At 63.7% G+C, this 23,249-nt stretch carries 24 protein-coding genes; 15 read left to right on the top strand and 9 right to left on the bottom strand.

The genetic code is table 11. From position 1 onward, the window contains the following. Window positions 1-4: 4 nt before the first annotated feature. Window positions 5-865, bottom strand: a complete 861-nt coding sequence (locus AC2FME_RS06660; RefSeq protein ID WP_496799979.1) for a LysR family transcriptional regulator — start codon at window positions 863-865, stop codon at window positions 5-7. A gap of 98 nt (window positions 866-963) precedes the next feature. Here AC2FME_RS06660 and tmpA point away from each other — a divergent pair, with 98 nt between their 5' ends. Then, window positions 964-2,100, top strand: a complete 1,137-nt coding sequence (gene tmpA, locus AC2FME_RS06655; RefSeq protein WP_496683317.1) for a 2-trimethylaminoethylphosphonate dioxygenase — start codon at window positions 964-966, stop codon at window positions 2,098-2,100. Next, on the top strand, window positions 2,097-2,687 hold the full coding sequence (tmpB, locus tag AC2FME_RS06650) for a (R)-1-hydroxy-2-trimethylaminoethylphosphonate oxygenase (protein WP_170342010.1): 591 nt from the start codon (window positions 2,097-2,099) through the stop codon (window positions 2,685-2,687). Before tmpA ends, tmpB begins: the two co-directional genes overlap by 4 nt. Here the strand turns inward: tmpB and dapB are convergent. Then, on the bottom strand, window positions 2,684-3,493 hold the full coding sequence (dapB, locus tag AC2FME_RS06645) for a 4-hydroxy-tetrahydrodipicolinate reductase (protein ID WP_496799978.1): 810 nt from the start codon (window positions 3,491-3,493) through the stop codon (window positions 2,684-2,686). The genes tmpB and dapB overlap by 4 nt on opposite strands. Window positions 3,494-3,585: 92 nt before the next feature. Here dapB and rbfA point away from each other — a divergent pair, with 92 nt between their 5' ends. The 6 genes from rbfA (at window position 3,586) to rpsO (ending at window position 7,806) form a co-directional block, all read left to right on the top strand. Beyond that, a complete protein-coding gene (gene rbfA, locus AC2FME_RS06640; protein WP_496683311.1) occupies window positions 3,586-3,981 on the top strand; it encodes a 30S ribosome-binding factor RbfA in 396 nt (131 codons plus the stop codon). Window positions 3,982-3,998: 17 nt separating this feature from the next. Then, entirely contained in the window at window positions 3,999-4,721 is a 723-nt protein-coding gene (locus AC2FME_RS06635) for a phosphodiester glycosidase family protein (protein ID WP_496799977.1), read from the top strand. 54 nt (window positions 4,722-4,775) lie between these two features. Beyond that, window positions 4,776-5,681: a tRNA pseudouridine(55) synthase TruB gene (truB, locus tag AC2FME_RS06630; RefSeq protein ID WP_496799976.1), complete on the top strand. Its 906-nt coding sequence runs from the start codon at window positions 4,776-4,778 to the stop codon at window positions 5,679-5,681. Between the two features lie 22 nt (window positions 5,682-5,703). After that, entirely contained in the window at window positions 5,704-6,213 is a 510-nt protein-coding gene (locus AC2FME_RS06625) for a DUF1643 domain-containing protein (RefSeq protein WP_496799975.1), read from the top strand. A 94-nt stretch (window positions 6,214-6,307) separates the two neighbouring features. Further along, window positions 6,308-7,393, top strand: a complete 1,086-nt coding sequence (locus AC2FME_RS06620) for a calcium-binding protein (RefSeq protein WP_496799974.1) — start codon at window positions 6,308-6,310, stop codon at window positions 7,391-7,393. Window positions 7,394-7,536: 143 nt separating this feature from the next. Beyond that, window positions 7,537-7,806, top strand: a complete 270-nt coding sequence (gene rpsO / locus AC2FME_RS06615) for a 30S ribosomal protein S15 (RefSeq protein WP_490360262.1) — start codon at window positions 7,537-7,539, stop codon at window positions 7,804-7,806. Window positions 7,807-7,881: 75 nt separating this feature from the next. Here rpsO and AC2FME_RS06610 read toward each other — a convergent pair whose 3' ends face one another. After that, window positions 7,882-9,204 carry a metal-dependent hydrolase family protein gene (locus AC2FME_RS06610; RefSeq protein ID WP_496689389.1) on the bottom strand — a complete coding sequence of 441 codons (1,323 nt, stop codon included), beginning with the start codon at window positions 9,202-9,204 and terminating at the stop codon, window positions 7,882-7,884. 116 nt (window positions 9,205-9,320) lie between these two features. Here AC2FME_RS06610 and AC2FME_RS06605 point away from each other — a divergent pair, with 116 nt between their 5' ends. Further along, complete coding sequence (locus AC2FME_RS06605) at window positions 9,321-9,638, top strand: potassium channel family protein (RefSeq protein ID WP_496683298.1); 318 nt, start codon at window positions 9,321-9,323, stop codon at window positions 9,636-9,638. Window positions 9,639-9,878: 240 nt separating this feature from the next. On the opposite strand, the gene AC2FME_RS06600 is transcribed toward AC2FME_RS06605, so the two are convergent. After that, entirely contained in the window at window positions 9,879-10,625 is a 747-nt protein-coding gene (locus tag AC2FME_RS06600) for a DUF3299 domain-containing protein (RefSeq protein ID WP_496799973.1), read from the bottom strand. Window positions 10,626-10,910: 285 nt separating this feature from the next. Between AC2FME_RS06600 and pnp the strand changes: the two genes are divergently transcribed. Beyond that, window positions 10,911-13,061: a polyribonucleotide nucleotidyltransferase gene (gene pnp, locus AC2FME_RS06595; RefSeq protein WP_496683292.1), complete on the top strand. Its 2,151-nt coding sequence runs from the start codon at window positions 10,911-10,913 to the stop codon at window positions 13,059-13,061. Between the two features lie 104 nt (window positions 13,062-13,165). Then, the gene (locus AC2FME_RS06590) at window positions 13,166-13,897 is read left to right on the top strand and encodes a glycosyltransferase family 25 protein (protein WP_496742582.1); all 732 of its coding nucleotides are present in this window, start codon (window positions 13,166-13,168) and stop codon (window positions 13,895-13,897) included. A gap of 68 nt (window positions 13,898-13,965) precedes the next feature. Here the strand turns inward: AC2FME_RS06590 and AC2FME_RS06585 are convergent, their stop codons facing one another. Beyond that, on the bottom strand, window positions 13,966-14,616 hold the full coding sequence (locus AC2FME_RS06585; protein ID WP_496689381.1) for a peroxiredoxin: 651 nt from the start codon (window positions 14,614-14,616) through the stop codon (window positions 13,966-13,968). Between the two features lie 217 nt (window positions 14,617-14,833). Here AC2FME_RS06585 and AC2FME_RS06580 point away from each other — a divergent pair, with 217 nt between their 5' ends. Continuing rightward, window positions 14,834-16,273, top strand: a complete 1,440-nt coding sequence (locus AC2FME_RS06580; protein WP_496799972.1) for an aldehyde dehydrogenase family protein — start codon at window positions 14,834-14,836, stop codon at window positions 16,271-16,273. A gap of 63 nt (window positions 16,274-16,336) precedes the next feature. On the opposite strand, the gene AC2FME_RS06575 is transcribed toward AC2FME_RS06580, so the two are convergent. Together AC2FME_RS06575 and AC2FME_RS06570 are read right to left on the bottom strand one after the other, a co-directional pair. Beyond that, window positions 16,337-16,771, bottom strand: coding sequence for a glyoxalase superfamily protein (locus AC2FME_RS06575; protein WP_170364710.1), 435 nt, complete (start codon window positions 16,769-16,771; stop codon window positions 16,337-16,339). A 177-nt stretch (window positions 16,772-16,948) separates the two neighbouring features. Continuing rightward, on the bottom strand, window positions 16,949-17,800 hold the full coding sequence (locus AC2FME_RS06570) for a bifunctional helix-turn-helix domain-containing protein/methylated-DNA--[protein]-cysteine S-methyltransferase (protein WP_496799971.1): 852 nt from the start codon (window positions 17,798-17,800) through the stop codon (window positions 16,949-16,951). A gap of 132 nt (window positions 17,801-17,932) precedes the next feature. On the opposite strand from AC2FME_RS06570, the gene nth reads away from it, so the two are divergent. Beyond that, window positions 17,933-18,577: an endonuclease III gene (nth, locus tag AC2FME_RS06565; protein WP_496689375.1), complete on the top strand. Its 645-nt coding sequence runs from the start codon at window positions 17,933-17,935 to the stop codon at window positions 18,575-18,577. Beyond that, a complete protein-coding gene (locus AC2FME_RS06560) occupies window positions 18,574-19,563 on the top strand; it encodes an adenosine kinase (RefSeq protein WP_496799970.1) in 990 nt (329 codons plus the stop codon). The genes nth and AC2FME_RS06560 overlap by 4 nt, the downstream gene beginning before the upstream one ends. Window positions 19,564-19,571: 8 nt before the next feature. On the opposite strand, the gene AC2FME_RS06555 is transcribed toward AC2FME_RS06560, so the two are convergent. Continuing rightward, window positions 19,572-20,498, bottom strand: a complete 927-nt coding sequence (locus AC2FME_RS06555; protein WP_496799969.1) for a DMT family transporter — start codon at window positions 20,496-20,498, stop codon at window positions 19,572-19,574. Window positions 20,499-20,594: 96 nt separating this feature from the next. Continuing rightward, on the bottom strand, window positions 20,595-21,080 hold the full coding sequence (locus AC2FME_RS06550; protein WP_496799968.1) for an RNA pyrophosphohydrolase: 486 nt from the start codon (window positions 21,078-21,080) through the stop codon (window positions 20,595-20,597). 129 nt (window positions 21,081-21,209) lie between these two features. Here AC2FME_RS06550 and AC2FME_RS06545 point away from each other — a divergent pair, with 129 nt between their 5' ends. Beyond that, window positions 21,210-23,237, top strand: a complete 2,028-nt coding sequence (locus tag AC2FME_RS06545; RefSeq protein ID WP_496799967.1) for an FAD-dependent oxidoreductase — start codon at window positions 21,210-21,212, stop codon at window positions 23,235-23,237. Window positions 23,238-23,249: the final 12 nt, after the last annotated feature.

The following is a 23,249-nucleotide window of genomic DNA, read 5'->3' as shown; positions in this document are numbered from 1 at the left end:
CCGCTCAGACTGCCGCGCGCAGGGCCTGCAGGAAATCGCCGATCAGGGCCTGCTGCTTTTTCGACTGCGCCCGGTCCCGCGGCCATGTCAGCCAGTATCCGTCGCGGGTTTCCAGGTCGAGACGCCCCAGCCGGATCAGGCGGCCCGAGGCCAGATCCACCGAGGCCAGGGCGACCGACCCCAGAACGACCCCCAGCCCCTGCCGCGCCGCGCTCAGGGCATGTTCCATCGAGTCACAGCTCAGACCGGCGCGTGGCAGGTCTGTATCGCCTGTCTTCTGCATCCAGTCCTGCCAGCCGGGCCGTTCGCCGCGCAGGTCGATCACCGGCGCGCCCCAGTCGACGCCCGGTGCCGCCATCGGGGTCAGAATCTCGGGCGCGATCAGGTCCGCGGCGCGCCCCGGCCAGTTGCCACGCCCATAGCGGATCTGAAGCCAGGTCCGCTCGTCCTCCAGCGAGGACCGCCGGGCCACCGAATCCGTGGTGACCTGCACCTCGGGCCGCAGGGCGCGAAAGCCCCCCAGGCTGGGCAACACCAGCGCCTGGATATGCGAGGACAGCCCGGCCACCCGCAGCGCGCGCGGGGCGGTGCCGAACAGATCCTCGGTGTTGCGTTCCAACGCGCGCAGGCTGTCCTGCACCAGCGGCAGATAGCTTTCGCCCTCGACCGTCAGCGACACGCCGCGCGCCTCGCGCACGAACAGGGACCGGCCCAGCCAGGATTCCAGATTGGCGATGCGCTGGCTGACCGCCGCCTGAGTCAGGCCGAACTCGCGCGCCGCGGCCGAAAATCCGCCCAGCCGCCCGGCCGCCTCGAACACGCGCAGCCAGTCCAGCGGGGGCAGGCCGACCTTTTTCTTGCTCATTAGATTTTCCAACCCTCAGAGGAAACAAGACTTAATTGCCGTAATGCCATATCGCGCGTATCTCCTCAATCAAAGCCTACGCTGAACAGGAGAGTCCCATGCTGCGCTACGCCACCCATGGCCCGGCGGTCGTTTCGGTTGAGTTCGAAGACGGCACCCGCGCCCGTTTCCACGCCATCTGGCTGCGCGACAATGCGCTGGACCCGCAGACGCGCGACCCCGGCAACGGCCAGCGCCTGATCACGATCGGCGACATTCCGGCAGAGATCGCGATTCAAGCGGCCGAGGTGGCGGGCGGTGACCTGCAGGTGACCTTCGCCCCCGAAGACAAGACCGTCAGCTTCCCCGCAAACTGGCTGGCCGCGCATGTCTATGATCGGGACCAGACCCGCCCGATGGGTTGGCTGTCGCCCGGCATCACCACTTGGGACGGCGGGTTCGCGGCCCCGGCCGGCGACTGGACGCAGGTGCATGAAATCCCCGCCGCCAAGCGCGACTGGCTGGCGGCGGTCGCCGAATACGGCTTTGCCAAGCTGACCAACGGCCCGACGGAACCCGGTTCGCTGCTGAAGGTCGCCGATCTGTTCGGCTATGTGCGCGAGACCAACTATGGCCCCTATTTCGAGGTTCGGACCGAGGTGAACCCGACCAACCTGGCCTATACCGGCCTTGGCCTGCAGGCGCATACCGACAATCCCTATCGCGACCCGGTCCCCACGTTGCAGATCCTCTATTGCCTGGAAAACAGCGCCGAAGGCGGGGAGTCGATCGTGGTCGACGGCTTTCGCGCGGCCCAGCGCCTGCGCGCCGAAAACCCCGAAGGCTTTGCCCTGCTGGCCGGCTATCCCGCGCGGTTCGAATACCGCGGTTCGGACGGGGTCTGCCTGCGCGCGCGCCGCCCGATGATCGAGCTGTCGCCCGATGGCGAATTGATCGGCATCCGCTTCAACAACCGGTCCTCGGCCCCGTTCGTGGATGTGCCCTTCGACCGGATGGAGGCCTATTACGCCGCCTACCGCCGTTTGGGCGAGATCATCGACGACCCAGCCATGGGCGTGGCGTTCAAGCTGGAACCGGGCGAGAGCTTCATCGTCGACAACACCCGCGTCCTGCATGCGCGTCTGGGATATTCGGGTGCCGGGTCGCGCTGGCTGCAGGGATGCTATGCCGACAAGGACGGGCTGCTGTCGACCCTCGCCGCTATGCGGATGGCGCAACCGGAGGCGGCGGAATGAAACCCGATTTTCAGACCCTGACCCGCGACAACATCGTGGCCTTCATCGCCGATATATTCGACCGGCGCGGAGGCGAGGAATACCTGGGCGAGCCGGTCACCATGGCCCAGCACATGCTGCAGGGCGCCACCATCGCCGAGCAGAACGGCATGCCCGAAGAGATCATCGTGGGCGCTCTGCTGCACGATATCGGACATTTCACCTCGGAATTCGGCACCTACCACCCCGACGACACCGAGGACCGCCACCACGAGGATGCCGGCGCCGAGATGCTGGAGCGGTTCTTTCCGTCGGTCATCACCGATTGCTGCCGCTATCACGTCGCGGCCAAGCGATATCTGTGTGCAACCAAGCCCGAGTATTTCAACCGCCTGTCGGCGGCCTCGGTCCATACGCTGGAATTGCAGGGCGGCCCGATGAGCGCCGAGGAAGTCGCCGCATTCGAGGCCAACCCGAACCTGACGGAAATCATCCAGGTCCGGTATCTGGACGAGGCCGGCAAACGGCCCGACATGGACACCCCCGGCTTCGACCATTTCGCGCCGATGGTTCAGCGCATGGTCGACCGGCATCTGGGCGAGGGTTAAAGCCCCAGCACATCCACCATGTCGTATTGGCCGGGGGCCTTGCCCTGCCCCCAAAGCGCCGCCTTCAGCGCGCCTCGGGCAAAGATCGCCCGGTCGGTCGCCACGTGGCGCAGCACGATCCGTTCGCCCGCCGCGGCGAACAGCACGTCGTGTTCGCCAACGATGTCGCCACCGCGGATGGCGTGAAAGCCGATATGGCCCCGCTGCCGGGCGCCGGTGATCCCGTCGCGGCCCCGGTCGGCGACATCGGCAAGGTCTACGCCCCGCCCCTCGGCCGCGGCCTCGCCCAGCATCAGAGCCGTCCCCGAAGGCGCATCGACCTTGTGATGGTGATGGGCCTCGATCACCTCGATGTCGAAATCCTCGTCCAGCGCGGCGGCAACCTTTTTGGTCAGCTGCACCAGCAGGTTCACGCCCAGGCTCATGTTGCCCGCCCGTACGATCACCGCATGGCGCGCGGCGGGTTCCAGCGCGGCGATCTGTTCGTCGCTCATGCCGGTTGTGCCGATCACATGCACGCAGCGCGCCTGCGCCGCCAGCGCGGCGAACTCCAGCGTCGCCTCGGGCGCGGTGAAGTCGATCACCGCCTGGGCCTGGGCAAAGGCATCGAGCGGATCGTCGGTGACGGTCACGCCCAGCGGCTGGCCGCCCATCGCGGTGCCCACGTCCTGGCCGATCCAGTCATGGCCCGTGCGCTCGACCGCGCCGACCAGCCGGGCCTGATCGTTGTCGGTGATGGTCTTGATCAGCATCTGCCCCATCCGGCCCGAAGCCCCGGTCACGACAATTCCCGGAATATGCGTCATTGCGCTGGTCCTTCTTCTGAAATTCGGCTCAAAGCCTCCTACCCGGTTCGGGGCCGCTTGGCAAAGCCCCGCTTTGCGCTTAGATCGGGGACATGGCTAAGAACAAATTCCACGACGGCCCCGGCCCCTCGCAACGGCAACTTCGCGTCGGCGAACTGATCCGCCGCACCCTGTCCGAGGTGCTGGCGCGCGGCGACGTGCACGACCCTGACCTGAACCGCCTGTCGATCACCGTGGGCGAAGTGCGCACCTCGCCCGACCTCAAGATCGCCACCGCCTATGTGCTGCCGCTGGGCGGCAAGGGGCAGGACACCGTGATCGAGCTGCTGGCCCGCAACAAGGGCGAGCTGCGCCGCATGGTCGGCAAGAAGGTCGGCCTGAAATTCGCCCCCGACCTGCGCTTCCGGCTGGACGACACGTTCGACCGCATGGACGACACCCGCCGGATGTTCGAACAGGACGCCGTGCGCCGGGACCTGGACGAGTGATCCGCAGGACCGCCGCTGTGATCGCATTGCTCTGGGCCGGACAGGCCGCGGCTGTGACGTGCGAGCGCGTGGCCCACGAAGACCGTCGCTATACCGTGTGCGAGGTCGATGCCACTACCGAGGACCTGCGCCTGTTCCTGTATGACGACGCGGGCCGGGTGCTGGGCCATTTCTCGTCGGTGAACGAGGAACTGGTCGGTTCGGGCCAGCGCCTGAGCTTTGCGATGAACGCCGGAATGTATCACGAGGACCGCTCGCCCGTGGGCCACTATGTCCAAGACGGGCAGGAACTCATGCGCGTGATTCCCAACGCCGGCCCCGGCAATTTCGGCCTGCTGCCCAACGGGGTGTTCTGCATCCGCCAAGGCCGCGCCGACGTGTTCGAGACGCTGGACTATCTTGATCGCAAACCCGATTGCCGCTTTGCCACCCAATCCGGCCCGATGCTGGTGATCGACGGCGAATTGCATCCACGGTTTCTCGAGGATTCGACCTCGCGCTATGTGCGCAACGGGGTGGGCACCAGCGCCGATGGCAGCCGTGCTGTGTTCGTGATCTCTGAGGACTATGTCACCTTCCATGAATTCGGTCGTCTGTTCCGCGACGTGCTGAACACGCCCAACGCGCTGTTTTTCGACGGCAACATCTCGCGTATGTATGACCGGGCGGCGAACCGGTCGGACGTGGGCTTCTCGCTGGGACCGATCGTCGGCGTGGTCGAGGACATCCCGGCAAATTGACAGCGTCGGACCGATCCGCTAGGTCGCGCGCCTTAACAGACGACAAGGTGCATCATGGGACGCAAACGCAAGGGTCGTGACATTTCCGGTTGGCTGGTGGTCGACAAGCCCGCGGGCATGACCTCGACCGCCGTGGTCAACAAAGTTCGCTGGGCGCTGGACGCCAGGAAGGCGGGCCACGCCGGTACGCTCGACCCCGAGGCCACCGGCGTTCTGGCCGTCGCTTTGGGCGAGGCCACCAAGACCGTTCCCTACATCACCGATGCGCTCAAGGCCTATACCTTTACCGTGCGGCTGGGTCAGGCCACCAATACCGACGATGCCGAGGGCGAAGTGATCGCGGAAAGCGACCTGCGCCCCACCGATGACGAGATCAAGCAGGCCTTGCTGCCCTTCGTGGGCGAGATCATGCAGGTGCCGCCCAAGTTCTCGGCGGTCAAGATCGACGGCCAGCGCGCCTACAAGCTGGCCCGCGACGGCGAGGATGTCGAACTGGCCGCCCGCCCACTATGGGTCGAGGAACTGGTGCTGGTCGACCGCCCCGATCCCGATCATGTCGTGCTGGAAATGACCTGCGGCAAGGGTGGCTATGTCCGCTCGATCGCCCGTGATCTGGGGTCGGCGCTGGGTTGCCATGGCCATGTCAAGGCGCTGCGCCGGATCTGGTCCGGCCCGTTCGACGTCGAAGACGGCCTGAGCATCGAGCAAATCGACGAGATGGCGAAAACCCCGGCGCTGGATGACTACCTGCGCCCGCTGGAAGAAGGGTTGACCGACCTTCCCGAGTTGAAATGCACCCCCGAAGGCGCCACCCGCCTGCGCAACGGCAACCCCGGCATGGTTCTGGCCAGCGACGTGGAATACGGCGACGAGGCCTGGGCCTCGTTCGACGGCAAGGCCGTAGCGGTGGGGATCTACAAATCCGGTGAGTTGCACCCCAGCCGGGTGTTCGCCGGTTAGGTCCCGTGCTAAGCGAAGGCGCATGATCACCCGCTCCCACACCAAGGGCGATGCGCCCTCAACAGCTGTCTATTCCGACTGCGAACGCTATCGCTACAGCCTGACCCGCATCTGGGATCCGGCCGGGCGGCGGGCGCTGTTCGTGATGCTGAACCCCTCGACCGCGACCGAGGTGCAGAACGACCCGACCGTCGAGCGTTGCGAGCGGCGCGCGCGGGCCTTGGGGTTCGGGGCGTTCCAAGTGACCAACATCTTTGCCTGGCGCGACACCGACCCGCGCAAGATGCGCGCAGCGGCCGATCCGGTGGGACCCGAAAACGACGCTGCCATCCTGGCCGGCGTGGACTGGGCCGATCAGGTGATCGCAGCCTGGGGCACCCATGGCGCGCATCTGGATCGCGGCCCGGCGGTCGAGCGCTTGCTGCGCGGCACCGGCCAGCCGCTTTTCCACCTTGGCCTGACCAAGGACGGCCACCCCAAGCACCCGCTTTACACCGCCTATTCGCAGCAACCGCAGCCCTGGGGCCGGTGACGAACGGTTAACCACAGAGTCAGCTAGCCTTTGACCAACCCCCTGATCGGGTGGGATATTTCACACTCGGAGCAATTTCCGCTCGGAGGGTTTCATGTTCCTGTTTGGCCTGCTTGGACTGGCCGCCATCGGCGCCGCCGCCTATGCCATGAGCGATGTCCTCTCGCCCTCGGAAGAGGACGAGACAGACACCGACGTGATCGATGACGAAGAGATCGACGACCTGTCCCAAGGCAACCTGCTCGAGATCGACGACGTGCCCAGCGAGGGCAACCTTGTCGAACCCGTCACGGCAACCGCGACTGACGAAATTGCGTCCGAGGACAGCGCGACGAATGCGGAGGAGACACCCTCTGCCGGCACCGTACTGTCCGACTATGACGGCAACCTGGTCATTGCCGGGACCGAAGGCGACGATGTTCTGGCCGGCGGTACAGGAAATGATCAGATCAACGGATACGGCGGCGACGATACCGTGGAAGGCGGCGACGGGGATGACGTTCTGTTCGGCGATCAGGGCGCAGACAGGCTGACCGGCGGCGCGGGCGACGACACCCTGCACGGGCAGGATGACGGCGACACTCTGGATGGCGGCACCGGCGACGACAGGCTGTTTGGCCATTACGGCGACGACAGGCTGACCGGCGGTTCCGGCGCGGACGAGCTGTATGGTGGGCAGGGTGACGACGGCTTGGTCGGTGATGCGGGTGAGGATTCGCTGCAGGGCGGCGATGGCGATGACCACCTGTCCGGCGGCGCGGGCGAGGATGCCCTGTTCGGCGGCGACGGTGACGACACGCTGGACGGGTCCGATGGCGAAGACACCCCGGACACCGATTTTCTGAACGGAGGAGACGGCGATGACACTATCCTGGCCGGCCCGGGCGACATCGCCACCGGCGGCGCGGGCAGCGACACGTTCATCTTCGACGGCGCCCCGGACGGGCCGGAAGTGACCGTCATGGATTTTGCCCACGGGCAGGACAAGCTGCTGGTGTCCTGGGACCAGCCCGAGGCGCCCGAGATCTCGATCGAACAGGATGCCGACAACCCGGACATGACGCAGGTGCTGGTCAACGGGCAGTTGGTGGCACAGCTGCTCGACGCCGAGGGGCTGACGCTGGACGATATCGAGCTGGTTTCGACCTTGACGAACTCCCAATCCACCGCCACCGGCTGACGGACCAGAATCCCTTTGCCATTTGCGCCAAATGCGCCTATACGCGCCCATCCGCATCGGAATCGGTGCGGTTTTCTCCATGGGCCTGTGCTGGACGACATCCCGGCCTGCGCCATCAACTCTAACCTGTAAAGGAGACCCCGATGTCGATCACTGCCGAAGAAAAAGCACGCGTCATGAAAGAATTCGCAACCAAGGACGGCGACACCGGTTCGCCGGAAGTCCAGGTTGCCATCCTGACCTCGCGCATCAACACCCTGACCGAGCACTTCAAGACCCACAAGAAAGACAACCACGGCCGCCGTGGTCTGCTGAAGATGGTCGCCCAGCGCCGCAAGCTGCTGGACTACCTGAAGGGCAAGAACGAAGCCCGGTACCAGGACCTGATCAAAAAGCTGGGCATCCGCCGCTAAGCGCGGAACACACCGCTTTCAAGTTCGAGACGCCCGCCATTTGGCGGGCGTTTTATTGTCAGAGGAGCACGGTGTTCAGTCCAGCGTATTCTTGTAGACCACACCGTCTTTCATGATCAGGTCGAAGTTTTCGTGTGGGTCGGCAACCAGATCGATGTCTTCTAGCGGGTTGCCATCCACAAGGATCAAATCGGCATAAGCGCCTTCTGTAATCTGGCCCAGCGGTCCTTGCTGATAAGGGTGCCGGGGGCCGGACAATTCCAGCAGTTCGGCATTGGTCGAAGTGGCCATCTGCAAAACCTCGTAAGGAGAGTACCACCGCTGCAGCTTGGCAAGAAACGCACCCTGCCGCTCGGCCAATTTCGGGTCGAACAGGATGTCGGTCCCGAAGGCGGTTTTGACCCCCACTTCCTTTGCGGTCTTGTAGGTGAAATCGGTGCCGTTGGTCACGTCGATCCACTTCTGTTGGCTGACGGGGTCATCAAAGGAAAACCCGTCTTCGTCATCCAGCAGCGGTTGCACGGACAGCCACACGTCATTGTCACGCATCATTTCCATGGTCTCACGGCTCATGAGGAAGCCATGCTCGATGGATTTCACACCGGCCTCGATCGCGATGCGCGCAGCATCGTCGGTGAAAAGATGAGAGGCAACATAGGTGTTGTAGGTGTCGGCCACTTCGACAAAGGCTTCGATTTCATCCTTTGTGTATTGGCGAACGTCCAGCGGGTCGTATGTGGACGACACACCGCCGCCGCCCGAAATCTTTAGCTGCGTGGCCCCCATACGCATGACTTCTCGGGCCCGCTTGGTGACTTCCGGGACGCCGTCTGCCTGCATCATCAGGCCAACGCTGTACCAATACCACAAAGCATCGCCTTCGTTTGTCGGCACCGCCTGATAAGGGCGGTAATCAAAATGCCCGCCCGTCTGCGTGATCGGCGGACCGGACGGCAGGATTCGCGGACCGGGGATTTCGCCGGCGTCGATCATCTTCTTGATGGCGAAGGAATTGCCGCCAACATCACGGACGCTCGTGAAGCCCCGCATCAGAGTGCCTTCGGACCCCAATGCGCCACGGATCGCCACACCCAAAATATCATCGGTCACAACCGAGCTTTGCGGGCTGCAACAATAGAGGGTGTGCCAGTGCACATCGATCAGACCCGGGATCAGGGTGCGCCCACCACCGTCGATCACATTTGCTCCTTCGGCCGAGATCGGGTCTGTCGACACAGCCGCAATCAGGTTGCCCTCGATCAGAACATTCGCGTTTTCGATGCGCCCGTCGTTGACGCCATCAAATACATGCACATTGGTGATCAGGGTCTGAGCCGGGTCTTGCTGCGCGGAAACCGAGGTGGCGGCAACCATCGCCACCAAAAGATGAATACGCATGAAGTATCTCCTGTCAAACACCGGCATCTTAGCAAATAATCCGATTTGTACATGCGGAATTTCACTCGAAAAGTTGAATACTAAGAAATCGTCAAAACAACCTGAAGGCGTATAGAATGATTGCTCTGATCCTCAATGCCTACCGTCTGCTCAAGGCGATCGTCCGATCCTGGGATGATCCGCATTTTCGGGGTGGTTTGCTGCTGTGTGTGCTTATTCTTCTGTCCGGCACGCTGTTCTACAGCAGCGTCGAGGGCTGGCATTGGGTGGACGCGCTGTATTTCAGCGCGACCACTCTGTCGACGGTCGGGTTCGGCGATCTGTCCCCGGCGACCAAGATCGGCAAGATCTTCACCGTGATCTACATTTTCGTCGGGGTCGGCGTATTCATCGCAATGTTCATTCAATTTGCGAAGGCTTTGTTGCGGCAATGACGCCAGCAACTCCAACCGCAGGGCAATTCGCCCGACTTCCCGGGGCGACCGGACGCGCACAGAAATGACTGCTTACCGTAAGGCTTCGTGTTTTTCGCAAGAGTCCAAGTCCGGGCGGGTTCCGGCGGAAATCCTATCGTTTCATTTTTTGCGGCGAACGAATTCTACCTCGTGACCAAACGACCGGTTGCGCAATATTGCAGTTTCGGTGCGATTTTCGCCGGCCCTCGACCGGCAGGATCAGTCCGAGGCCCCGCCGGTCTTGCGCCGGGCAGCGGCGCGCAGCCGTTCGGCGGCATCCTCGGTCGACGGCGCCGTCTGTGCCAACGGCTCGGCGTCCATCACATCAAGACGGAACGTAGCGCGCATCGGCATCAACCCGTCCACGACGACCATCTGCTGATCGGACGGGTCGATGACAAGCCGACCTGTCAGGCGGACCGGCTCGTGATTGAACGTGGGCACCCAGTCATCGGATAGCCGAACGCGGACCATCTGGTTCGGCGGCGGCGGCGGCATGTGGCTGCACATGCCGCGTTCGGGCACCAGATAAGCCACGGCGCGCCCGTCGGGATCCGGTGGCGCGGGGATCGCAAAGCCCGCCAAGGTCACGGTCTGACCGTCAAGCACGGGATTGCCCTGCGTGGCAGCGCGACGGCGGCGCTCAGTGACGACCGCGCGCTGATCCAACAACCAGTCCACATCGATCCCGTCGGCGGCCAGGGCGTCTTCGGTTTCATCCAGCAATTCCTGCCAGTTCTGGCGGTCCTCGGACGTGCCGCGATCCTGTTGCAGACGCCCGCGCAGGCGCACGGCAAACAGCACATCGTCGAACTGTTCGGGGCTGAGGTCGCGATAGGGGTCCTCGAACTGCTGCACCGAGGGGTCGCGCAGGTCGGACCAGTTCAGCGGCGCGGGTCCGGCCAAGGTCGCCTGAGCCGCCATCAGCAAGGCTGCCAACGGGGCCAACACTCGTCCGACTCGCATACCTGTCCCTCCGCTTGGGTCGATCCGACGACAACGGAACGCCTCCTTCCGCTACCCTAGCGCCGCGACCCCGGTGCGTCCATAGCCCCACTTGCCCGTGCGGGCCGGGGCCGTTCGGTTTCTCTTTCAATCCGGCGGATTCTATTGTATGCGCGCAGCATCTGAGACGTTGTGCCCTGACCCCGGCACTCGAAACAAGGATGAATGGGGTCGGCGGCAATGGGGCCGCCACGCAAACGGGAGACCCGGGATGGGCCTGGGAGAGCTCCCTTCTAGGATACGCAAATGTTTGATGTAACGAAGAAATCAATTCAGTGGGGCGAAGAGACGCTGACACTGGAAACCGGCAAGGTTGCCCGTCAGGCCGACGGCAGCGTGATTGCCACCCTGGGCGAAACCAGTGTCATGGCCAACGTGACCTTCGCCAAGGAACAGAAGCCCGGTCAGGACTTTTTCCCGCTGACCGTGCACTATCAGGAAAAATACTATGCTGCCGGCAAGGTGCCGGGTGGCTTCTTCAAGCGCGAGGCGCGTCCGACCGAGAAAGAGACGCTGACCGCGCGCCTGATCGACCGTCCGATCCGCCCGCTGTTCGTTGACGGGTTTAAGAACGAAGTTCTGGTGATGTGCACCGTCCTGAGCCACGATCTGGTCAACGACCCCGACATCGTGGCGATGATCGCCGCCTCGGCCGCTCTGACCATCTCAGGCGCACCGTTCATGGGTCCGATCGCCGGCTGCCGCGTGGGCTACACCAACGGCGAATACGTCCTGAACCCGACCGTTGACGACATGCAGGACCTGCGCCTGAACCCCGAGCAGCGCCTGGACCTGGTTGTTGCCGGCACCAAGGACGCTGTGATGATGGTGGAATCGGAAGCCTACGAGCTGTCCGAAGCCGAGATGCTGGGCGCAGTGACTTTCGCGCATCAGCAGATCCAGCCGGTGATCGACCTGATCATCAGCCTGGCCGAAGAAGCCGCGAAAGAGCCGTTCGAATTCACCCCGCCGGACTATTCCGCGCTGTACGACGCCGTGAAGGCCGCCGGTGAAGAGCAGATGCGCGCCGCATTCGCGATCACCGACAAGCAGGAGCGCACCGCAGCCGTGGCCGCCGCGCGCGAGGCCATCAAGGCCGCCCTGACCGAAGAGCAGCTGGAAGACCCGAATCTCGGCTCGGCGATGAAAAAGCTCGAAGCCGGCATCCTGCGCGGCGACGTGGTGAAAGGCGGCAAGCGGATCGACGGTCGTTCGACCACCGATGTGCGCCCGATCGTGGCCGAAACCGGCCTGCTGCCGCGCACCCACGGTTCGGCCTTGTTCACCCGTGGCGAAACTCAGGCGCTGGCCGTGACCACGCTGGGCACCGGTGACGATGAACAGTTCATCGACGCGCTGCACGGCAACTTCAAATCGAACTTCCTGCTGCACTACAACTTCCCGCCCTACTCGGTCGGTGAAGTGGGTCGCGTTGGCCCTCCGGGCCGCCGCGAAGTGGGCCACGGCAAGCTGGCCTGGCGCGCGCTGCAGGCGGTTCTGCCGGCGCCGACCGACTTCCCCTACACCATCCGCGTTGTGTCCGAGATCACCGAGTCGAATGGCTCGTCCTCGATGGCATCGGTCTGCGGCGGCTCGCTGTCGATGATGGATGCGGGCGTTCCGCTCAAGGCGCCGGTGGCCGGTGTGGCCATGGGCCTGATCCTGGAAGAAGACGGCTCTTACGCCGTTCTGACCGACATCCTGGGTGACGAAGACCACCTGGGCGACATGGACTTCAAGGTGGCGGGCACCGAAAACGGCATCACCTCGCTGCAGATGGACATCAAGGTCGCGGGCATCACGCCCGAGATCATGGAGAAGGCCCTGGCCCAGGCCAAGGACGGCCGCCTGCACATTCTGGGCGAGATGGGCAAGGCGCTGAGCGAGACCGCCGAGTTCTCGGTCCACGCCCCGCGCATCGAAACCATGCAGATCCCGACCGACAAGATCCGCGAAGTGATCGGTTCGGGCGGTAAGGTGATCCGCGAGATCGTGGAAACCAGCGGCGCCAAGGTCGACATCAACGACGACGGCATCATCAAGATCGCCTCGCCGAACGCCGAAGCCATCCAGAAGGCTTATGACATGATCCATTCGATCGTGGCCGAGCCGGAAGAGGGCAAGATCTATACCGGCAAGGTCGTGAAGATCGTCGATTTCGGCGCCTTCGTGAACTTCTTTGGCAAGCGCGACGGTCTGGTCCACGTGTCCCAGATCGAGAACCGCCGCCTGAACCATCCATCTGACGTTCTGAAGGAAGGCCAGGAAGTGAAGGTCAAGCTCTTGGGCTTTGACGATCGCGGCAAGGTGCGCCTGTCGATGAAATGCGTCGATCAGGAAACCGGCGAAGAGATCGTGCCCGAGAAGAAGGAAAAGAAAGAGGAAAGCGCGGAATAATCCGCCCTGCCCCTTGCTTGATCCAAGACCCCGGTTCCGGCCGGGGTCTTTTTTGTTTGCCCGGGGCCTTTCCCGGGCCGCGCCCCTGTTTTATGCACGGTACCATGCGATCCTTCGTCATACACATGTCGTCCAGCACCGCGCGCCGCCCGAATGCCGAGAAACTCTGCGCCGAGCTGCCCAATGCCGAACTGATCGAAGCGGTCGACGGGCGGGATCCAGCGCAGATTGCCGGGGTCACACTGCACCCGGGAAACCTGCATCGCCCGCGCTACCCCTTCGCCCTGCGCCCGGCCGAAATCGGCGTGTTCGAAAGCCACCGCCGAATCTGGCGCAAGATGGTCGATGAGGGGATCGATCTGGCCATCACCGCCGAGGATGACCTGCGTATCGATCCCGACCGGATGTCAGCGGCGCTGGAACTGCTACGCCCGATCGCAACGCCTGACCACTATATCCGCATCCCGGTCAAGCAGCGCGAAACCGCTGCCCAAACCTTGGCCGAGCGCGACGGTTTGCGCCTGATCCTGCCCAAGGTCATCGGCCTGCAATGCTGCTGTCAGGTGGTGGGGCGGAATGCCGCCGAACGCCTACTCGCCGCCACCGACCAGATTGACCGCCCGGTGGACACGTTTCTGCAAATGCACTGGATCACGGGCCAGCCCGTCCATGCTCTGTTGGGCAGCGGCAACCGGGAGGTGGCCGGCGAAATCGGCGGCTCGACGATCCAGGCGAAACCGCCTCTGACCGACAAACTGACCCGCGAATTCAAGCGCGCCGCCTACCGAGCACAACTGCATCTGCATCCACAGCGCGCGCCTGCTTCATCTGGCTGAAAATATCCTCGGGGGAATCGCGCCCCTTGGGGCGCGATGGGGGCAGACAGCCCCCGACCCGGTCGCCGTCAGGCCGGCGCCTTGGTCTTGCGCAGATAGGGGAAGATCGTCTCGAACTCGCCGAACTTCTCCTTCGCGTCTTCGTCCGAAACCGAAGGCGGAATGATCACGTCTTCGCCCGGCACCCAGTTGGCCGGGGTGGCCACACCCTTGGCGCTCATCTGCAACCCGTCCAGCGCGCGCAGGATCTCGGCAAAATTCCGGCCCACGGTCATCGGATAGGTCATCGACAGTTTCAGCTGCTTGTCCGGCCCGATGATAAAGACCGAGCGCACCGTTGCACTGTCTGCTGGGGTGCGGCCGTCGGGCAGATATGCCTCGGCCGGCAGCATGTCGAAGGCCTTGGACACTGCCAGTCCGTCATCGGCTATGATCGGAAAGCCGGGGTTGGCCTTGCCATAGGCCTCGATGTCCTTTTTCCACTTCTTGTGGTCCTCAACACCATCGACTGATACGCCGATCACCTTGGTGTTGCGCTTGGCCCATTCATCGTTCAATTGCGCGACGGCCGAGAACTCGGTGGTGCAGACCGGAGTGAAGTCCTTGGGGTGCGAGAACAGGATCGCCCAGCTGTCGCCGATCCAGTCGTGGAACTGGATGGTGCCCTGGTCCGTTTCAGCGGTGAAATTGGGGACGGTATCGTTGATGCGCAAACCCATGATGCATCTCCTTTCCTGTGAAAACCCGAGTCGGTTGGTGCAAACCTAATCACTTTGCCCACAGGTTAAACCATTGATGTGGCACAGCGGCAAAAAACGTGCGATCAATAATTTGATCAAATTCCCAGAATTGCCTTGCCCCAAGGGGGCCGCAATGACAGAGTGCCCGAGAAAACCGACCGCGCGGTCGAATGAATGCGGATCAAGAGGACACGCCATGATCGAGAAACGCGACTTTTACATCAACGGCCAGTGGGTCGCCCCCAGCCAGCCCAATGATTTTCAAGTGATCGACCCCTCGACCGAGGAGCCCTGCACGGTGATCTCGCTGGGCGGTCAGGCCGATACCGACGCGGCCGTGGCGGCGGCCAAGGCGGCGCTGCCGGGCTGGATGGCCACGCCGGTCGAAGAGCGCATCGCGCTGGTGGAAAAGCTGATCGAGATCTATCCCACCCGTGCCGAAGACCTCGCGCAGGCGATGTCGATGGAGATGGGTGCGCCGATCGACATGTCGCGCACCCAGCAGGTGGGCGCCGGCATCTGGCACCTGAAGAATTTCGTGCGTGCGGCCAAGAACTTCCAGTTCGAACGCCCCTTGGGCGATCACGCCCCCAATGACCGGATCATCTATGAGGCGGTCGGCGTCGCCGCGCTGATCACCCCTTGGAACTGGCCGATGAACCAGATCACGCTCAAGGTGGGCGCGGCGGCCATCGCAGGCTGCACCATGGTTCTGAAACCCTCCGAGCAAAGCCCGCTTAACGCGATGATCTTTGCCGAGATGATGCATGAGGCGGGCTTCCCAGCCGGTGTCTTCAACCTTGTGAACGGCGACGGCGTGGGCGTGGGCTCGCAACTGTCGGGCCACCCCGACGTTGACATGGTCAGCTTTACCGGCTCGACCCGCGCGGGCACGGCGATTTCCAAGAACGCCGCCGACACGCTGAAGAAGGTGCATCTGGAGCTAGGCGGCAAGGGCGCCAACGTGATCTTTGCCGATGCCGATGACAAGGCGGTCAAGCGTGGCGTGCTGCACATGATGAACAACACCGGTCAGAGCTGCAACGCGCCCAGCCGGATGCTGGTGCAGCGTCCGATCTATGACCAAGCGGTGGAAACCGCGGCCGAGGTAGCGAACAAGGTCACCGTGGGCCCGGCGATGCAGGAAGGCCGCCATATCGGCCCCGTCGTGAACGAGCTGCAATGGACCAAGATCCAGGCCCTGATCACGAAAGGCATCGACGAGGGTGCGCGCCTGGTCGCCGGCGGTCCCGGTCGCCCTGAAGGGTTCAACAAAGGCTATTTCGTGCGCCCCACCGTGTTTGCCGACGCCAACAACCAGATGACCATCGCGCGCGAGGAGATCTTTGGCCCGGTCCTGACCATGATCCCCTTCGATACCGAGGAAGAGGCCATCGAGATCGCCAATGACACGCCCTATGGCCTGACCAACTATGTCCAGACGCAGGACGGCGCCCGCGCCAACCGCATGGCGCGCAAACTGCGCTCGGGCATGGTCGAGATGAACGGCCAGTCGCGCGCCGCCGGGTCGCCCTTTGGCGGCATGAAACAGTCCGGCAACGGGCGCGAAGGCGGTGTCTGGGGGCTGGAGGACTTTTTGGAGGTCAAGGCCGTCAGCGGCTGGACCCCGGAATAACCCCGGCACAGGAACGTTCAAAATGCGGGGCAAGGCGCGGGCAGGCACCTTGCCCCGTTTTCGTCAGGCCGGGCGTACCACCAGCTGCGGTTCGCCGTTCGACGTATGGCGGGCTGACCGACCGTCCCAGCCTATCTGACCGCTGACGCGCTGGCGAAAGGCCGAAAAGCTGTCAAAGGTCACCACGTCGACCGGGGTGTCGAACTGCAGGGTGATCCGCCGCTGCGCGCCGTCGCCCAGCATCGTCAGGCCGCGGATTTCCCCGGTGAAGGGCTGGCCCAGATAGGTACCCCGCACGCGGTCTCCGACCTTCAGGTGCAGCCGGTTTCCGGCCATCGCGTGCATCGTATTCCAGTCGCGTGCGCCATGCTGATGGGCGATCATCTCAAGCGATTGCGCATGGCTCAGGGCCACGCCGGCGCCACGCAGTTTCTCGCGCAGGCGTTTGGCCTGCACTTTCAGCTCGCCCACGGGGGCGATGGTTCGGATCTGTGTCATGTCTTGCCTCGTTTCCAGAAACGGGCGCGAGTATTGGACGGGGCTCGCCTTGCCATCCGCGCGCCGGGAAAGGGCAACAGATGTGGTTTGAACCGGGTTTCACCAAAGCCAAAGGGCCGCGAGCGGCAGGAGACCCGAACCTGCGCGCCTTTTGGCAGGCGCGAGACCCCCAGTCAATCAGGCATCGGCCTGCGCCGCCTCGTAGGCCAGCATGGCGCGTTTGACGGGCAACCCCCAGTGATAGCCGCCCAGGCCCCCCGATTTGCGCAGCGCGCGGTGGCAGGGGATCAGCCAACTGACCGGGTTGCGGCCCACCGCCGTGCCCACTGCCCGCACCGCCTGCGGCGTGCCCACGGCCTGCGCGATCTGGGAATAGGTCGTCACCTGGCCCGAGGGGATCTGCATCAGCGCCTCCCACACCTTGATCTGCAAGGGTGAGCCGATCAGGTACAACGGCGTAGGCTCCAGCCGGTCGCTGGCCGCGCCGAAGGCCGACAGGACCCACGGGCGCAGGCGCATCGGATCCTCGACGTATTCCGCCAGGGGCCAGCGCGACAGCATGTCCTGCATCGCGGCCTCTTCGCCGGTTTCGGCGGCAAAGGCCATGCCGCAGATGCCCTTGGCCGTGCCCATCACTAGCGCCGGGCCAAAGGGGCTTTCGAACCAGCCCCAATAGATGGTCAGCCCGGCGCCCTTGCGGGCGTATTCGCCGGGGCTCATCGCCTCCCATTTCAAGAACAGGTCGTGTAGGCGGCCACTGCCGGACAGGCCGACACTGTGCGCGATCTCCAGCGTGGTGAACCGCTCGCGCAGCAGCGCCTTGGCATGGCCCAGCGTCAGATATTGTTGGTAGCGTTTCGGCGACACGCCTGTCCAGCGCGAGAACAGGCGCTGGAAATGCGCAGGGCTCATGTCCATCTGGCGGGCCAGTTCTTCCAGCGACAGGGACTCGCCGCCCCGGTCGATCAGCTCGATCGCTCGCCGCATCACGTTGTAGTGGTACCCGGATTCGGATGTTTGGACGTTCATGGCATTCACCTTGCTGTGGCTTGCACCATCCTAGCCGGGCCGGGCCCGACGGGGCGACCCGAAACTTGCGCATTGCCGGTGCAGCGGGCTTTGGGCTTGTCACCCGGCACCGCGGGCGGCATTAAGGCCCGGATGGCAAAGCAGCTTGATTATCACACGATCCGCGAGATCTTTACCCGGTTCCAGCAGGCCGACCCCGAACCCAAGGGCGAGCTGGAGCATGTGAACGCCTATACCCTCGTCGTCGCCGTTGCGCTGTCGGCGCAGGCGACCGATGCGGGCGTCAACAAGGCCACCCGCGCGCTGTTCAAGATCGCCGATACCCCGCAGAAGATGCTCGACCTCGGCGAAGAGGGGCTGATCGAGCACATCAAGACCATCGGCCTGTTCCGGCAGAAGGCCAAGAACGTCATCAAGATGTCGCGCATCCTGGTCGAACAGTACGGCGGCGAGGTGCCCAACTCGCGCGCGGCGCTGCAGTCGCTGCCGGGCGTTGGGCGCAAGACCGCCAACGTGGTTCTGAACATGTGGTGGCGGCACCCGGCGCAGGCGGTGGACACCCATATCTTTCGCGTCGGCAACCGCACCGGCATCTGCCCCGGCAAGGACGTGGACGCCGTGGAACGCGCCATCGAAGACAACATTCCGGTCGATTTCCAGCTGCACGCCCATCACTGGCTGATCTTGCACGGCCGCTATCACTGCAAGGCGCGCAAACCGATGTGCGCCACCTGCATCATCCGCGACCTGTGCCAATTCGAGGACAAGAATCTATGAAAACCTACCAGCTTGTCGGCATCGGCAATGCCGTCGTCGATGTCATCAGCACATGCAGCGACGATTTCCTCGAGATGATGGATATCGAGAAGGGCATCATGCAGTTGATCGAGCGCGAGCGGGCCGAGCTGCTTTATGCCTCGATGGAGAACCGGGTGCAGACGCCGGGCGGCTCGGTCGCCAACACCATTGCGGGCGCGGGCGCGTTGGGGCTGGACGCGGCCTTTATCGGGCGGGTGCATGACGACCGGCTGGGGCATTTCTATGCCGACGCGATGAACGAGGACGGGGTGGATTTCGTCAACCCGCCGGTACAGGATGGCGAGCTGCCGACCTCGCGGTCAATGATCTTCGTCTCGCCCGATGGCGAGCGGTCGATGAACACCTATCTGGGGATTTCCTCGGAGCTGAGTTCCGCCGACGTGCCGCGCGAGGTGGCGGGCAACGCGCAGATCATGTTCCTCGAGGGCTACCTGTTCGACAAGGACAAGGGCAAAACCGCGTTCCTCGAGGCCGCGCGCGACTGCCGCGAGGGCGGCGGCAAGACCGGCATCGCCATTTCCGACCCGTTCTGCGTGGAACGCCATCGCGCCGATTTCCTGTCGCTGATCGAGAACGAGCTGGATTTCGTGATCGGCAACGAGGCCGAGATCAAGTCACTCTTCGAGACCGACGATCTGGAAGAGGCGCTGCGGCGCACGGCGGCGATCTGCCCGCTGGTGGTCTGCACCCGCTCGGGCGACGGGGTGACGGTGCTGAGCGACGAGGGCCGCATCGACGTGCCGGTCGAGAAGATCGTGCCGGTGGACGCCACCGGAGCGGGCGACCAGTTCGCAGCAGGCTTTCTGTTCGGCATGGCGACGGACCGCGACCTGGAAACCTGCGCCCGCATCGGCAATGTCTGCGCCCGTGAGGTGATCAGCCATATCGGCCCGCGGCCGGATACCAACGTGCTGGAGTTGTTGCGGGAAGAAGGGTTGGTTTGAGGTCAAACCTACCTTTTCGGTTCTTTCGCAATCACAGTGGTCAAGGTGCGTGTCGTTCGGCTTCGGGTGATTCCAATCGCACCAAGAACCAAAGCGCAGGCTATGGCTTGGGGCGCCGTGATTGCTTCGCCAAAAGCAACAAATCCGACCACGAACATCGTTGGCAATTCTATGCTTCCGACGACCGCGGTTTGAGAGGCGCCGATCAAGGGCGAGCAGATCGTGTAGATGAGCTGTGGCACAAGCGCCGTGACCAGGCCAATTCCGACGATCAAGATCCAGTCGGATTGCCCCTCCGGGAGCAGCTGTCGCACATCGGCACTCAGCATCAGCGGCAAGAGCCCAAGAACCGATCCCAAGGAAACCGAGGCTATGCGCGCAAGCGGCGCGATGCGGGACAGCCTGTGGACCAAAACACAAATACCGAAACCAAAACCGAACGGGGCCGCCAGTGCCACCAATAGAGTTGGTATGTGTTGTGGTGACACGGATGCGGGCGAACCAGCAATGATTGCAGCCAGAACGATAAGGCCAGAAGCGAGCAAGGCGCTCCGCGTGGGTGCATCAGAGAAAAGCACCCAGGCGATGACCAATGTAAAAACCGGATAGGTCATGTAGAGCACGCCTACGGTTGACGCGGGCAAGGTCTCCAACGCCGTCACGTATCCAATCCACCCAAGTCCCATCACGGCTCCTGCCGAGAGGCCCCAACAAATCTCGCGCCAAGCTTTGCGGTGCATGACGAGAACGGGCAGCAGCAGAATTGCCGCGACGATGTAGCGGTAGAATGCTACGGCATAAGGCGCGACACCCTGCTGCGTCAGCCCTCTGCTGAAATAGGGCACCAGCCCAAAGCAGATCGACGCGAAAAGAACGCCTGCAACCGCAAGCGCAAAGGGAATAGCCGGTCCGGTTTGTGTCGAGGTCTTTGCCATGACCAAGGCCTAACACAGGTTCGCGAATTTCATAGCAGAGAACCATGGGCTGGGCACTTTGTGCGCAAGGCGGAACCCACTCGACCGGGGTCTAGTTCACCCCAAATACCCCCGAAACGCCTCCATCACCCGCTCGTAGACCGCGCGCTTGAATGGCACGATCTCGGCGATCAGGCGGTCGGGGTCCTGCCATTTCCAGCGGGTGAACTCGGGGTGCTCGGTCTGAATGTCGATCTGGTCGTCGGTCCCCAGAAACCGCATCAGGAACCATTTCTGCTGCTGCCCGCGAAAGCGGCCCTTCCAGATGTGGGGCACGATGTCGTGCGGCAGGTCGTAGGGCAGCCAGCCGTCGGTCTCGGCCACGATTTCCACGAGGTCGGGGGTGACGCCGATTTCCTCCTGCAACTCGCGCAGGGCCGCCGCGCGCGCGTCTTCGCCCTCATCCACGCCGCCCTGGGGCATCTGCCAGGCGTCCTCGAACCGGTCGTTGCGCTGGCCGACGAAGATCTGGCCCTGGTCATTCATCAGCATCAGGCCGACGCAGGGGCGGTAGGGCAGTTTGGCGATCTGTTCGGGGGTCATGGGGGTCTCCGGGCTTGATGTCGCCCCATTCCTAATCGGTCGTTGCGTCAGTGCAAGGGTCTGACGCGGCGTTTGGCGTGACATGACCTGCGCGTAAAGCAATGGTGCGCGCAAGCAAGGGAGATTCTGATGACCGACTACCCACACCTGCTGGCCCCGCTGGATCTGGGCTTTACCACGTTGAAGAACCGGGTCCTGATGGGCTCGATGCATACCGGGTTGGAGGAAACCGGCGACTGGAACCGGGTGGCCGAGTTCTATGCTGCCCGCGCGCGCGGTGGTGTGGCGCTGATGGTGACGGGCGGCATCGGGCCAAACCTCGAAGGCTCGGTCCTGCCGGGTGCTGCGATGATGACCAGTGACAAAGACGTGGCGAACCATTCCGTCGTCACCGATCGGGTGCATCAGGCGGGCGGCAAGATCGCCATGCAGATCCTGCATGCGGGCCGCTATGCCTATGGGCCGAAATGCGTGGCGCCCAGCCCGGTGAAGTCGCCGATCTCGCCTTTCCCGCCGACCGAGCTGGACGAGGACGGCATCGAGAAACAGATCAGCGACATCGTGAACGCCGCCGTGCTGGCCCAGAAGGCGGGCTATGACGGGGTCGAGATCATGGGGTCCGAGGGGTATTTCATCAACCAGTTCCTCGTGACCCACACCAACAAGCGCACCGACCGCTGGGGCGGGTCCTATGAGAACCGGATGCGTCTGCCGCTGGAAATCGTCCGCCGCACCCGCGCGGCGGTGGGTACCGATTTCATCATCATCTACCGGCTGTCGATGATCGACCTTGTGCCGAATGGTTCGACTCATGAAGAAGTGGTGCAGCTAGCGCAAGCGGTCGAAAAGGCCGGGGCGACGATAATCAATACCGGCATCGGCTGGCACGAGGCGCGGATCCCGACCATCGCCACCAGCGTCCCGCGCGCGGCCTTTGCCTGGGTGACGAAGAAGCTGATGGGCAAGGTGGGGATTCCGGTCATCACCTCGAACCGGATCAACACGCCCGAAGTGGCCGAGCAGGTGCTGGCCGAGGGCTGCGCCGACATGGTCTCTCTGGCGCGGCCGATGCTGGCGGATGCGGATTTCGTGACCAAGGCGATGGCCGGAGAGTCAGCCAAGATCGCGCCCTGCATCGCCTGCAACCAGGCCTGTCTGGATCACACCTTCAGCGGAAAGCTGACCTCGTGCCTTGTGAACCCGCGCGCCTGCCACGAGACCGAACTGGTGATCGAAAAGGCCGCCACGCCCAAGCGCGTGGCCATCGTGGGTGCGGGTCCGGCGGGCTTGTCCACGGCGATGACCGCCGCCCAGCGCGGCCATGACGTGACCGTGTTCGACAAGGCCGACGAGATCGGCGGCCAGCTGAACATGGCCAAGCAGGTGCCTGGCAAGGAAGAGTTCTGGGGCTTGGTGGACTGGTATCGCACCATGCTGGACGATCTGAGCGTCAAGGTCGAACTGGGCCGCGAGGTTGGCGCCGACGATCTGGCCGGGTTCGACGAGGTGGTGATCGCCACCGGCGTCAACCCGCGCGACCCGCAGATCCCGGGCGAGGACCGCGACAATGTCGTGAACTATATCGACGTGCTGCGCGACAAGGCTCCGGTAGGAAAATCGGTGGCGGTGATCGGCGCGGGCGGCATCGGCTTTGACGTGTCGGAATACCTGCTGGAGGAGGGCCATTCGCCCACCACCGACCTGCCCCTGTGGATGAAGGAATGGGGCGTCGCCGACCCCGAACAACACCGCTCAGGCCTCGCACCCGAAGGCCCTCAGCCCGAGGCACCCAAGCGGCAGGTCACGCTGCTGCAGCGCAAGAAACAGGCGCATGGCAAGGGGTTGGGCAAGACCACCGGCTGGATCCACCGCGCGACGCTGAAGATGAAGGACGTGAACTTCGTCGGCGGCGTGAACTATGAGCGCATCGATGATGAGGGGCTGCATGTCTCGTTCGGAGAAGAGCGCGCCGACCCGACCGTCATCAAGGCCGATACGATCGTTCTGTGCGCCGGACAGGTGCCCGAGCGGTCGCTGGCAGATGCGCTGATCGAACGCGGGATCACCCCGCATGTGATCGGCGGCGCGGATGTGGCCGCGGAACTGGACGCCAAGCGGGCGATCAACCAAGGCACCCGGCTGGCCGCTGCGCTCTGAGCGCGGCCGTCG

This window comes from Ruegeria sp. BHSC026 (genome assembly GCF_059613065.1).
The sequence above is the reverse complement of the archived record's forward strand: the minus strand, read 5'-3'. Positions and strand labels throughout refer to the sequence as shown.